This window comes from Campylobacter sp. CFSAN093260, assembly GCF_012890095.1.
Lineage (GTDB): Bacteria > Campylobacterota > Campylobacteria > Campylobacterales > Campylobacteraceae > Campylobacter_D > Campylobacter_D jejuni.
This window is the reverse complement of record NZ_CP040618.1, coordinates 1,537,614-1,549,777: the sequence shown is the minus strand read 5'-3', so window position 1 is coordinate 1,549,777 and position 12,164 is coordinate 1,537,614. Positions and strand designations below refer to the sequence as shown.

Annotated in this window: 13 protein-coding genes, 4 tRNA genes and 1 pseudogene; 7 read left to right on the top strand and 11 right to left on the bottom strand. The window is 30.1% G+C overall.

Annotated features, from left to right (window positions below; translation table 11 throughout):
• Positions 1 to 13: 13 nt before the first annotated feature.
• On the top strand, positions 14 to 175 hold the full coding sequence (locus tag FBF22_RS07855; RefSeq protein ID WP_002778908.1) for a hypothetical protein: 162 nt from the start codon (positions 14 to 16) through the stop codon (positions 173 to 175).
• 3 nt (positions 176 to 178) lie between these two features.
• Positions 179 to 1,048 carry a hypothetical protein gene (locus FBF22_RS07850; RefSeq protein ID WP_002871880.1) on the top strand — a complete coding sequence of 290 codons (870 nt, stop codon included), beginning with the start codon at positions 179 to 181 and terminating at the stop codon, positions 1,046 to 1,048.
• Positions 1,049 to 1,060: 12 nt separating this feature from the next.
• Here FBF22_RS07850 and FBF22_RS07845 read toward each other — a convergent pair.
• From FBF22_RS07845 to exbB, 3 genes and pseudogenes are all read right to left on the bottom strand, one after another.
• Positions 1,061 to 1,744: pseudogene (locus FBF22_RS07845) on the bottom strand (energy transducer TonB).
• The gene (exbD, locus tag FBF22_RS07840; protein ID WP_002871879.1) at positions 1,741 to 2,130 is read right to left on the bottom strand and encodes a TonB system transport protein ExbD; all 390 of its coding nucleotides are present in this window, start codon (positions 2,128 to 2,130) and stop codon (positions 1,741 to 1,743) included. The pseudogene FBF22_RS07845 and the gene exbD overlap by 4 nt, the downstream one beginning before the upstream one ends.
• On the bottom strand, positions 2,123 to 2,548 hold the full coding sequence (gene exbB / locus FBF22_RS07835; RefSeq protein ID WP_002871878.1) for a TonB-system energizer ExbB: 426 nt from the start codon (positions 2,546 to 2,548) through the stop codon (positions 2,123 to 2,125). Before exbB ends, exbD begins: the two co-directional genes overlap by 8 nt.
• 157 nt (positions 2,549 to 2,705) lie before the next feature.
• Here exbB and FBF22_RS07830 point away from each other — a divergent pair, with 157 nt between their 5' ends.
• The 4 genes from FBF22_RS07830 to FBF22_RS07815 all read left to right on the top strand — a co-directional run bounded on the left by FBF22_RS07830 (position 2,706) and on the right by FBF22_RS07815 (position 6,819).
• Positions 2,706 to 3,449, top strand: coding sequence for a DUF4261 domain-containing protein (locus tag FBF22_RS07830; RefSeq protein ID WP_002858965.1), 744 nt, complete (start codon positions 2,706 to 2,708; stop codon positions 3,447 to 3,449).
• A 65-nt stretch (positions 3,450 to 3,514) separates the two neighbouring features.
• On the top strand, positions 3,515 to 3,931 hold the full coding sequence (locus FBF22_RS07825) for a PepSY-like domain-containing protein (RefSeq protein ID WP_002860079.1): 417 nt from the start codon (positions 3,515 to 3,517) through the stop codon (positions 3,929 to 3,931).
• Positions 3,932 to 4,189: 258 nt separating this feature from the next.
• The gene (locus FBF22_RS07820) at positions 4,190 to 5,440 is read left to right on the top strand and encodes an amino acid transporter (RefSeq protein WP_002851351.1); all 1,251 of its coding nucleotides are present in this window, start codon (positions 4,190 to 4,192) and stop codon (positions 5,438 to 5,440) included.
• Between the two features lie 14 nt (positions 5,441 to 5,454).
• On the top strand, positions 5,455 to 6,819 hold the full coding sequence (locus tag FBF22_RS07815) for an L-serine ammonia-lyase (protein ID WP_002858964.1): 1,365 nt from the start codon (positions 5,455 to 5,457) through the stop codon (positions 6,817 to 6,819).
• A 7-nt stretch (positions 6,820 to 6,826) separates the two neighbouring features.
• On the opposite strand, the gene FBF22_RS07810 is transcribed toward FBF22_RS07815, so the two are convergent.
• The 7 genes from FBF22_RS07810 to FBF22_RS07780 form a co-directional block, all read right to left on the bottom strand.
• Positions 6,827 to 7,348 carry a hypothetical protein gene (locus FBF22_RS07810; RefSeq protein WP_002871876.1) on the bottom strand — a complete coding sequence of 174 codons (522 nt, stop codon included), beginning with the start codon at positions 7,346 to 7,348 and terminating at the stop codon, positions 6,827 to 6,829.
• Positions 7,329 to 8,339 (bottom strand): bifunctional diaminohydroxyphosphoribosylaminopyrimidine deaminase/5-amino-6-(5-phosphoribosylamino)uracil reductase RibD, encoded by a 1,011-nt coding sequence (gene ribD / locus FBF22_RS07805; protein ID WP_002858962.1) that lies wholly within the window; start codon positions 8,337 to 8,339, stop codon positions 7,329 to 7,331. The genes FBF22_RS07810 and ribD overlap by 20 nt, the downstream gene beginning before the upstream one ends.
• A 205-nt stretch (positions 8,340 to 8,544) precedes the next feature.
• Positions 8,545 to 8,632 (bottom strand) — tRNA-Ser (locus tag FBF22_RS07800).
• A gap of 21 nt (positions 8,633 to 8,653) precedes the next feature.
• A tRNA-Cys gene (locus FBF22_RS07795) sits at positions 8,654 to 8,727 on the bottom strand.
• A gap of 18 nt (positions 8,728 to 8,745) precedes the next feature.
• A tRNA-Leu gene (locus FBF22_RS07790) sits at positions 8,746 to 8,834 on the bottom strand.
• Between the two features lie 9 nt (positions 8,835 to 8,843).
• Positions 8,844 to 8,918 (bottom strand) — tRNA-Gly (locus FBF22_RS07785).
• Between the two features lie 71 nt (positions 8,919 to 8,989).
• Positions 8,990 to 9,742: a hypothetical protein gene (locus FBF22_RS07780; RefSeq protein ID WP_002884723.1), complete on the bottom strand. Its 753-nt coding sequence runs from the start codon at positions 9,740 to 9,742 to the stop codon at positions 8,990 to 8,992.
• 72 nt (positions 9,743 to 9,814) lie between these two features.
• On the opposite strand from FBF22_RS07780, the gene mutY reads away from it, so the two are divergent.
• Positions 9,815 to 10,834: an A/G-specific adenine glycosylase gene (mutY, locus tag FBF22_RS07775; protein ID WP_002858960.1), complete on the top strand. Its 1,020-nt coding sequence runs from the start codon at positions 9,815 to 9,817 to the stop codon at positions 10,832 to 10,834.
• Here the strand turns inward: mutY and FBF22_RS07770 are convergent.
• Positions 10,820 to 12,079, bottom strand: coding sequence for an MFS transporter (locus FBF22_RS07770; RefSeq protein WP_002851199.1), 1,260 nt, complete (start codon positions 12,077 to 12,079; stop codon positions 10,820 to 10,822). The genes mutY and FBF22_RS07770 overlap by 15 nt on opposite strands.
• Between the last annotated feature and the right edge of the window lie 85 nt (positions 12,080 to 12,164).

Below are 12,164 nucleotides of genomic sequence, written 5' to 3'. Positions count from 1 at the left end.
TAAGGATTGGAAAGTGTTAAAAATAATTTTGGTTTTAAGCATTTTGAGTTCTTTTGCTTTTGCAAATTCTTGTGCTAACTACGAGCAAGAACTTAAAAAGTGTAATTCTTTAAAAAATTCACATGAGAGAAAAATGTGTCGTTTAGGTTTATTTGCAAAATGTAAAAAAGGATAAATAATGAAAATCGATACTTCTGCTAGTTTAACCCATTCTTTAACTAATAATGTTGATAAAAAAGAGCTTAGCGTATTAAAAAAAGAAGATCAAGATAAAATTCCCGTGCAAGATCTTTCGAGTTTAAATAGCGATGGTGTTAAGGTTGTTTTTGAAAATAAGCAAGGTGAACTTATAGCTTTAAATTTAAGCGATGAAAATTATAGTAGTTTACAAAAAAATTTCGGTTCTTATATGAATTATGTTGCTAGAAATGATGGTAGTATAAGGCTTAATGGCGAAGCAAATCAATTTGTTTCAAATTGGTTTGAAAGTGTAAAAGATAATTTTGGTTCTTTAAATTCAAATTTAAATAATAAACAACAAAGTGTAAAATTAAATTTTAATACAAGTACCCTTCAACAAAGTATGCAAAATTTAGGCTTTAAAACAAGCGATGAAAAAATATCTGATGATGCAAATATAGAAGAAAAATTAAATTTTTTTATTGATAAAGATGTAAATAAAGATGGTAAAGTTGATGATAGTGATGTTAAAGAACCTAGCATGAGAGAAATTTTAAGCGACATTAAAGAAGCATCAGGTGGTGGAGCTAATGCTATGAAAACCATAGATCCGCAAAAAATCAATAAAAAAGATGATAAGGAAAATAATATCAAAGAAAAAGAAGACGAAGATTTGCTTCAAAAAGCTCAAGAAAAAGGTTTAAGTGCTTTAAGTGCTGATGAGCAGGCAAAGCTTGAGGCTAGCAATCCTGAAGAATTTGAAAAACTGAAGCAAAAATCTTTGCAAGAATTAAGTCAGAATTTAAGTAAAGATTTTCAAAATAAAATTGAAAATCAAGAAGCACAAATTGTAGATAAGAGAGTGTAGCAAATTATAATTTTATCCTCTTAGGGTTTTAAAATCATATATAATAGGTAGTGTAATTCTTAAATCTCCGTTATAGTGTGGAAAATTTAAAGAAGCTTTTCTTATGCTTTCTAAAGCACTTTTATCTAATAAATCATATCCTGAGCTTTCTATAATTTTTAAATCTGCTAAAGTTTTGTTTTCTTTCCATAAAAATTCTACTTTTACAGTTCCTTGCATACGCATTTTTTTTGCTTGCCTTGGATAAAATTGTGCTTGTTGTATAGCTTTTTGGATTTCTTTAATACAGGGTGATTATCTTTTCCTTGTGTTAATTGAGTGATCTTAGGTTTGACATTTGTATCAGTTGTTTTTGCAAAAGTTTTAACTTCTTGAGTTGGTGCTATTGGGGTTTTATTTGGTATTGGGTGTGGAGGTGTTTTTTTTATCTTTTTTTTGCATTTTTTCAGGAGTTTTTTTAATAACTTTTGGCTGAGGTTTTGGTTTGATAGGTTCTATAATGGATTCTGTTGGTTTGGTCTCATTTGTTGGATTAGTTTGGGTAAATTGTTTTATTGCTAAAGAAAAAGAATCTTCATTTTTAATTTCCATTTTAAAAAAGTCATTTGAGTAAAAAATGACAAAAAGCAAAGGTATAAAGACTATAAAAGTTATATAAGAAGCTTGGTATTTATAATTTAAAAATAAAGTTTTCATTTGTTTTTCTCAGTAAGAATCTGAAAATTTTCATGTTCTTTGACTTTTAAAAAATCTATAATTTTTACAAAGCTTTCAAATTTAGCATTTTTATCGCTTTTTAGTTCTACTATGGTTTTTTTATCAAGTGAAAAAATAGCATTTTGAACTTCATTTAAATCAGCTAATTTGTCATTTAAATAAAAAGTATTTTTTTCGTCTATGGTTATAAGAAGTTTTTTTTCATTATTGCTTATATTGGTAGCATTTTCACTTGAAGGAAGTGAGATTTGAATTTTTCCATGCGCAATAAAGGTTGAAATACTAAGCACTATAGCAAGCAAAACAAGCATAATGTCTATAAATGGGACTATATTTAAACCTTCATTTTTTGGTAGTTTAAGCATTTTTATTTGCCTTATAAGCATTGCTTAAGAGGGAAACTTTTCTAAGTAAGGCATTATAAGCCATTAAAGCAGGAATAGCAACCAAAAGTCCTAAGGCTGTAGCTTTAAGAGCTAAAGAAAGCCCCACGATTATAGATTTGACATCTATATTGCCCGCCAAGCCCATTTCGTAAAATGTAACCATGATGCCTATTACAGTGCCTAAAAGTCCTATATAAGGGGCATTGGAATAGATGATATATATAGTGGTTAAATTTTCACTAATCGCATCATCAAATTGCTCTTGATTCTCATAATTTTTAAAGTTAATTTTTCTAAAAAATAGCATTCTTTCTACAACACACCAAAAAGCTATAAATGCCATAATTCCTAGAATTAAAAAGATAATTAAATCGATGTAATCTTTTAAAAATTCCATATTTTTCTCCAAAAATATACTTATAAATTTTAAAAGATTATACTGTATAAAAAATAAATTTATAATTAATATCAATTATCATAATTTTTAAGAAATTCTTGTTTATAGTATTTATTTTTATTAGGTTATAATTTATAAAAATTTAATAGGGTTTAACATGACTATAGAATTAAATCACAATTTTACCTCTTTTGTTCTTCTTGATGAAGTTGATTTTAATTTTTCGGAGTTAAAAAGCATTTTAGAAGATAAATTTAATATAAAAATAGCTGATGAAAATTTTACCAAAGAGGGCGTGATTTTTTCATATGAAAATATGTTAGTTACTCTAAATTTGATTAAAAATCCTATACCTAATCACGAAGCAGAATACTATGCAAATTTTAATTTTATGTGGAAAGATGCCTTAGAGCAAACTAAAAAACATAAAGCTCATCTTCTTATAGCGGTGCTAAGTCAAGATCAAAGCAAATTAGAACAAGCTAAAATGTTTACGAAAATTGCAGCTTTATGTTTGGAAAATAAACATGCTTTAGGTTTTTATACAGGTGCAGTTGTTTTAGAGCCCAGTTTTTATATAGAAAATGCAAAAATGTTAGATGATAATCGCTTGCCGGTATATAATTGGATATATGTTAGTGTTTATCCTAGTGAAAATGGAGTTAATGCTTATACTTATGGGCTTAGAAATTTTGATAAATTAGAACTTGAAGTTTGTGATTTAAACATAGAAGAAAAAGAACTTTTCTTTTGTATTTATGATATTGTTTTGCATATTTTAACTTATGATATTAATCTAAAAGATAAAGATATTTTAAAATTTGAAGATGGAAAAGAAATAAAATTTATAAAAAGTCAAGGTATAAGTGTTGAGAATGAAAGCTTGAAAATTATTTTTTAAGTTTCACATTCACTTCACAGTTTTGAGTTAAACTTTCGCCAACCAAGACAAAAAAAGGAGAAATTATGAAAGCAAAACTAACTTTACTTGCTTTGTTGGGTACTACGGTGCTTTTAGCTAAAGATATGGTTGTTCCTGCTAGCGAACTTCCAAATAATGCCAAAGAATTTATTTCTAAAAATTTTAAAACCGCTCAAATTGGTTTGGTGAAAAAAGATATAGATTCTTATGATGTGATTTTAAATGATGGAACTGAAATTGATTTTATGATCAATGGAGAGTGGAAAGAAGTTGATGGAAAATATAAGGCTTTGCCACATACTATCTTACCCAATGTTATGAAAAAAGTGAGTGCAACTCAATCAAATGCTCAAATTCTTGAAGTAGATAAAGAAATTAATGGTTATAAATTTAAGTTTAATAACAATATGGAAGTTTATACAGATATGCAAGGAAATATCCTAGGTCAAAAATTAGATTAATTTTTGAAAATTTAACTCCCTTAGAAAATTTGATGCAAAAATTTGGAAGCATAGTCTTCCAAATTTTTATTTTTTGATTGCAAAACCCAAAATATATTTAGTTTTAAAATAATACTTTATTGATACAAGTGATTGTTTTTTTATAAAATTAAATTTACAAAATGTTACATAAGATTTAAAATATTTTTTTAAAAAATAATTATTTATAAATATTTTGCTAAAATAAAAGAGATGTAATCTTAAATTTAAGGAAGAATAATGAATACTCCTAAATGGACTAGTCACGATACAAGGTGGGTTTTATCTCTTTTTGGAACAGCTATTGGAGCCGGCGTACTTTTGTTGCCTATTAGTGCTGGGCTTGGTGGATTGATACCTTTGTTAGTTATACTTGTTTTAGCTTTTCCTATGACTTACTTAGCTCATAGAAATTTATGTCGCTTTGTGCTTTCAAGTTCTAATCCAAAAGATGATATTACTTTTGTTGCAGAAAGTTATTTTGGCAAGGGCGGTGGATTTTTAATTACACTTTTGTATTTTTTTGCTATTTTGCCTATTTTATTGGTTTATAGTGCTAATCTTACAACAACTTTGCTTGAGTTCTTAATCAATCAGTTCAATTTCAATGCAGATCTTACTCATGCTGCTCGTTGGTGGGTGAGTTTTTTGATTGTTGGAGTTTTGGTTTTGATTTCTATTCTTGGTGAAAATGTTGTAACAAAAGCAATGAGTTTTCTTGTTTTTCCTTTTATTATATTTTTATTTATTTTTTCATTGCTTTTAATTCCACAATGGAATTTATCGTTATTTGCAAATGTTGATTTTTCCGTAATTTCAACAAGTAATTTTTGGGTTACTTTATGGCTTGTTATTCCTGTGATGGTATTTAGTTTTAATCACTCTCCTATCATTTCTTCACTTGCTTGTTATTGTAAAAAAGAATATGGTGGTTATGCTGAACCTCGCGCTAGAAAAATTATTTCTTTGGCAATTATTCTTATGGTTTTTGTTGTAATGTTTTTTGTTTTTTCTTGTGCTTTAACCTTTACACCAGAAGATTTTGCATCAGCAAAAGATCAAAATATCAATATTCTTACTTTTATAGCAAATAAATTTCCTGAAGTTTCTTTACTAGCTTATGTTGGACCTATTGTTGCACTTGTGGCTATTAGCAAAAGTTTCTTAGGGCATTATCTTGGTTCTCAAGAAGGCTTAAATGGTATTTTATATAAAGCAAGTAATGGTAGAATTCAAGGTAAATTCGCTCAAACTTTAACAGCGATCATTACCTTTGCTATCGCGTGGCTTGTTGCGTATAAAAATCCAAGTGTTATAGGAATTATCGAGGCTATTGGTGGTCCTGTTTTGGCTATTTTGCTTTTCTTAATGCCGCTTTATTGTATTTATCGTTTTGATATTTTGGCAAGGTTTCGTAATAAATTTTTAGATCTTTTTGTTTTGGTAATGGGGATAGTTGCAATTTCTGCTGCAATTCATGATCTTTTATAAATTAAGGATAAAAAATGAGTAATTTAAGCATTTTTAAAATAGGTGTTGGCCCTTCTTCTTCTCATACTTTAGGGCCTATGCTTGCTGGAAATTTATTTTGTAAAAAAGTTGCTAAAAAGCTTGATGAAATTGATAGAGTTGAGGTTACTCTTTATGGTTCTTTGTCGTTAACAGGCAAAGGACACTTGAGTGATAAGGCTGTGATTTGGGGGTTAAATGGCTTAGAAGCTAAAAATTTAAGTGCGGCAATACAAGATGAAGTAAATAAAAATGCTATTGAAAATGCTCAAATTGATTTTTGTGGCGAGAAAAAACTTAGTTTTAATTATGAAAAAGATTTGATATTTTCTAAAGATTTTTTACCTTTACATGAGAATGGTATGAAAATTAAAGCTTATGATTGTAAAGGTGGGTTAGTTGATGAGGAAACTTATTATTCTGTAGGTGGAGGCTTTGTTTTAACAGCTGCGGAATTAGAAAAAAAAGGTAAAAATTCTAACCAAAATAAAAAGAAAAAACTAGATATAGAGCTTAATAACGCTAAAGAAGCTTTAGAGCTTTGCGATAAAAGAGATTGGGATTTAGCAGAGCTTTCCTATCGTTATGAATTGCAATTTCACACTAAAGAGGAAATTCGTGCTTATTGTCTTGAAATTTGGGAAGTGATGCAAGAAGTGTATTATAATGGTACGCATCCAAATGAAGATTATTTGCCCGGAAAACTTCATTTAAAACGTAGAGCTAAAGGGCTTAAAGAAAGAGTGGCGATGACAGCTGATCCTATGGGCATTATAGATTTTATTTCTTTATATGCTATTGCGATTGCTGAAGAAAATGCTAGCGGAGCAAAAGTTGTAACCGCGCCAACAAATGGAGCATGTGCCGTTATCCCTGCTGTTATGCTTTATCTTAAAAATCATACTATAGGTTTTAGTGATGAAAAAGCTATAGAGTTTTTATTAACAGCAATGCTTATAGGTTCTTTTTATAAGAAAAATGCAAGTATTAGCGGAGCAGAAGCAGGCTGTCAAGCAGAAATTGGTAGTGCTAGTTCTATGGCAGCTGCGGCTATGGCAACAGTTTTAGGGGTTAATGCTTTTAAAGCATGCAACGCTGCTGAAATGGCAATGGAACATCATCTAGGTTTAACTTGCGATCCAGTTGCAGGACTTGTGCAAATTCCTTGCATAGAAAGAAATGCCTTTGGAGCTATTAAGGCTATAAGTGCTGCTAGAATGGCAATGACACGCAAATCCACTCCTATGGTAAGCCTTGATGAGGTTATAGAAACCATGTATGAAACAGGAAAAGATATGAATTATAAATACAAAGAAACTTCTTTAGGTGGTCTTGCTACAAATTTAAAAACAGTATGCTAAAGTGTTTTTACACTTTGGTGTATTTTTTCATTCTTAGACTTAAAAATTCTTTCATTTCTTCTTTGGAAAAACTTTTAAGAATACGAATTTGCTTAAAAAGCAAGCCAAGATTGATTGCTCCCATCACTAAAAGCAATAAGCAAATCATTAAAAAAACAAGATCTATGGCTCCAAATTCATTAATCATAGCCAAACTTGCAAAAAATACGCTCGCTAATAACAAAAAAAATAAAAGCAATATTTGTTTTAATTTTGCCTCATTAAAATTATCGCAATTTTGAGTGAAATTTCTAAAAAGTATGATCTTTTTACCCAAATTTGAAACTAAAATTTCATCATTTTCTTTAAATAAGCCTTCTTTTAAACTTTGATAAAAAAAGATTTCATTATTTAAATTTAAAGCATCTTTGTAGCTTGATAAGGTGTAGTCTTTGTAAAAAAAGGATTTTAATTCATTTTTCTTTTCTATTTTAAATAATCTTAAATCATTTCTCGCATAAAAAAATCCACTAAAGTTCATAAATGCCATAAGTATCACTCCCTAAAAAATTCCTATAAAGTGGCTTGAAATTTAAAGGTATTGTAACATTTTTTTCATCATTTAAACTTGAACTTTGGAAAATCAAAAACATATCTATTTCATCTTTAAAGGTTTTGAGAAAATTTTCTCCACCCTCATACATTAAAAATTTAGCTTCACTTGGAATTTGGGTATAAATTTGGCGGTTTGGAACTTTAAATAAAGGGATATTTTTATCAAAATTATCTATATTTTGACGGCTTAAGATACAAAGATTAGGCGCTTTTGCTTTGCAAAGCCTAGCATCTAGTATAGGGTGATCTTTTCTTATGGTTTCTCCACCGACTACAAGCAAATCAATCACCGCTCTAATTTTATGTGCATAAGTGCGACTTAGCTCATTGCTTACGATTTTGCCAAAAGGCGAGCCATTCATAGAAAGGGCTAATTTAAAAAGTTTAAATTGCCCTTTTTGCCATTTTAAAAAAGGTTTTAAAAGTTTTTTTCCTTCTTCTTTAAGTATGTCAAATTCAACCTCTATGCCTTGTTTTTTTAAAAATTCAGCCCCACCACTTGCGATTTTATTTCCATCTTTAACGCTGATGAAAATTTTTTTAAAACCTAGCTCGCTAAAGAGTTTTGCACAAGGAGGCGTTTTTCCTTGATGAGAGCAAGGCTCAAGTGTGACAAAAGCTATGCTATCTTTAAATACACCTTGATGGTTTTTGCAAATAAACTCATGCAAGGCGTTTGCTTCTTTAGGCAATGAAATTTCAGGTCTTAAGCTTTTAAAAGCATGAGCTATGGCATTAAGTTCCGCATGAGCTAATCCAGCTTTTTCATGAGCTTTTATGGCTAAAATTTTTTCATTTTTATCTAAGATTACACAGCCTACAGCCGGATTTGGATAGGTTAAAAACTGATATTTCCAAGCCTCATTTAAAGCTAAATTCATATAAAATTCTTTCATTTGCCTACCTTGTATTTTAAAATTTGACATATTTTTAAAATTTTATATTTTTGTTTTAAGATAACAAATTCTAAATTTTCCATTTGTATTTCTTATTTTTAATTATATTAGCCATAGTTTTTCTAAGTTTTTTTAGGATATAACAAAAATAGTAAGACCGAAGTATTATTTTTCATTTGTAGTATCCTTTATAATTTCAGGAATGATATAAGCTTGATAAACTAGAAAGTCTTGGTGGCCGGGAGAAAGGGATTCGAACCCCTGGAGGTGTGACCCTCAACGGTTTTCAAGACCGCCGCTTTCGACCACTCAGCCATCTCCCGATAAAGTAAAGTTTTGCCTTTTGGAGGCGACATCCGGATTCGAACCGGAGATCAAGGCTTTGCAGGCCCATGCCTTACCGCTTGGCTATGTCGCCCTGATAATGTTGAAAAAGTGGTGCCCGAGGCCGGACTTGAACCGGCACGGAAGAAAAATTCCGAGGGATTTTAAGTCCCTTGTGTCTACCAATTCCACCACCCGGGCGGGTGATTATGGAGCGGGAAACGAGATTCGAACTCGCGACCCCAACCTTGGCAAGGTTGTGCTCTACCCCTGAGCTATTCCCGCATAAATTTCTGAAAGAATTGAAGATAAAAGTATAGCAAAATAAACTTAAAAGGAGTTTATTTTGCCTTAAGTTATTTGCAAATAAATAAAGCTTTCGCGTTTAAAATTTGTTCTTTTTCGCTGATAATTGGAGATGAAAGTTCTATATTATCAGATTTTGCATTTAGCATTCTAGGTGCGATATTGGTATTGGCATTTACTTGTAAATTTTTCAATACACAAGTTTTATTAAGATCTAAAGAGTAAGTTTTTTCATATTCGTATGATGTTTTTAAAAGCTCTTTGTAGAGATTTTCTTTGTTGTTGTTTAGTGTATCTTTTGAAAATTTTGTTTGTATGGCTGGTGTTGAAACGCTGATGAAATTATTTTTAGCTATGATAGAATTGATGTCATTTAAAAGATTGTTAAAATCTGCAAGTTGGTTTTCTTTAAATTCACATTCTAAATTCGCATCAAATCTTTGACCTTTTGGAGTTTGTATACCATCTTTATAGGAAAAATTAGGTTCTAAAGAAAAACTTCCTCCGCTACAAAAATTTTCTTTTTTTGAGCGTTCTAAAATTTGATTGAAAATATTTGTGATTTCAGCTTTTTCACTATTGTCTAATGTAATTTTTGAACTTAAATTTTCATTTGCCCAAAAATTAATATTTGCATATAAAATATCGGGTTTTAGTGTATTGCTTACTTCTATATTTCTTGAAAAATATAAATCATGATTAGAGTCTTTTTTGCCTAAAAATTCTACATTAAAAACTACTCCTGCAACAAAAAGTAATAAACATAAAAAACCTACACCTAAACCTTTAAAAAAAGCTAACATGGATATCCTTAATAATTTAATTTGAGCTAATTTTAGCAAAAAATTTTAAAATTTTTTGTTATACTCTCATTTATGCAAAAAAAAGAGCTTGAAAAACTACAAGAAAATTTACTTCTTTGGTATGAAAAAAATGGACGCAAAACTTTGCCTTGGCGTAATTTACAAAGTCAAAATTGTGATGAAAGTTTAAAGCATATTGATAGAGCTTATGGAGTTTATATCAGCGAAATTATGCTTCAGCAAACTCAAGTTAAATCAGTTTTAGAAAGGTTTTATTTCCCCTTTTTGCAAAAATTTCCTACTTTAGAAAGTTTGGCTAATGCTAATGAAGACGAGCTTTTAAAGGCTTGGCAAGGACTTGGTTATTACACTCGTGCTAGAAATTTAAAAAAGGCAGCTTTAGAATGCGTGGATAAGTTTGGGGCTAAATTACCTAAAGAAGTTGAGGATCTAAAAAAATTAAGTGGTATAGGAGCTTATACAGCAGGCGCTATAGCTTGTTTTGGCTACGATCAAAAGGTTTCTTTTGTTGATGGCAATATACGCCGTGTGCTTTCTCGTCTTTTTGCTTTGGAAAATCCTAGCATGAAAGAACTTGAAAAAAGAGCTAAAGAGCTTTTAAATTTAAATCATGCCTTTGATCACAACCAAGCTTTGCTTGATATAGGGGCTTTGGTTTGTGTGGGTAAAAATGCAAAGTGTGGGATTTGTCCTTTGTATGATTTTTGTCAAGGCAAATTTAATACAGAGTTTTATCCAAGAGCTAAAAAAATACTTTATGAGAGTTTAAATTTAAATCTTTTTTTGTTTGAATTTAATAAAAAATTTGCGATACAGAAAAGCCAAGATAAGCTTTATAAGGGTATGTATAATTTTCCTTTTTTTAAAGAAGGAGAATATAAACTTTCTAAAGATATGAGTTTTGTAGGGGAGTTTAAGCACGGCTATACTAAGTATAAACTTAATATCAAGGTTTATCATCAAATTTTAAACAATGAAAATAAAAATTATGAATTTCAAACCTTAAAAGAGTTAGAAAGTACCGCACTTTCGGCACTTTCTTTAAAAGCGTTAAAATTAATTAAGCTCTGATTTTTTAGGCAAACACAAAGTAGCTATAAGCATGATGATTGTAAAAATAGCTATATAGATAAAAAAGCCATTTTCTATACCTGCATTTTTAAATTGTAAAGCAACCCAAGGAGCAGATCCTCCAAAAACAGCATTTGAAATAGCATAACCCAAACCTGTCCCTAAAGCTCTTACATGTTCAGGAAAAAGTTTTGCTTTAAAAATCCCAGCAACTGAAGTATAAAAACTTAAAATAACAAACAATAATACCACCAACATAAATGTCAAAGAAGGATTATTTTGTGCGTTATTGGCTATAAGTGAAAAAATAGGATAAATTCCTACCAATGCCAAAATACAAAATACAATTAAAGATCGTTTGTGACCTATTTTATCTCCTATATATCCAAAAAGAGGTTGAATGATCATTAGTATAAATAAAGCACCTAAGAAAAGATTATTAACAAGCATTTTATCCATACCCGTATTTTCCATAAAAGTTTTAGTATAAGTTGTAATGGTGTAAAAAGCTAAAGAACCTCCAGAGGTAACCCCAAGTACCATTAAAAAAGGTTTCCAAGATTTGCATAATGCTTTTAAAGTACCACGATCTTCATGCTGGTGAAGTTTTGTAGCACTTTCATTCATCATTTTTCTTACAAAAAGCGAGCCTAGTGCTAAAATTCCGCCTATTACAAAAAGTATTCTCCAAGCATAATCTTTCATATCATCAATGCTAAAAAATAAAAACATTATACTAATGCTTGCAACGGCCAAAAGTTGACCACCTATTAGGGTTACATACTGAAAAGATGAGTAAAAACCGCGTTTTCCTTCCGTAGCAAGTTCTGAAAGATAAGTAGCTGCTATGCCATACTCCCCGCCTACACTAAGACCTTGAATAAGTCTTGCTATTAAAAGCAAGATAATAGCAAGATCGCCCACTGTATCTTTGCTTGGTAAGGCTGCTATCATAAAAGAGCCTAAAGCCATTAAAACCACTGATATAACCATAGATTTTTTACGACCTACTTTATCAGCTAAAGAGCCAAAAAGCCAAGAGCCTATAGGACGCATAAAAAATCCTGCTGCAAAAACCCCAAAGGCATTGATTTGCTGGATAACAGGATTATCTGAAGTTGAAAAAGTATGAGCAAAATAAGTTGCTGTAAAAGCATAGATATAAAAATCAAACCACTCTACTAAATTTCCGCTACTTGCAGCAATAATAGAGCGAATTTTTTTCGTGCGAGTAAGCTCTTGCATAAACCCTTCCTTAATTTTAGATTTTTATTTAAGTATAGTGTGATTTTTGTTTAATATATTTAAAAATAAAGAAGAGAAATAAAAA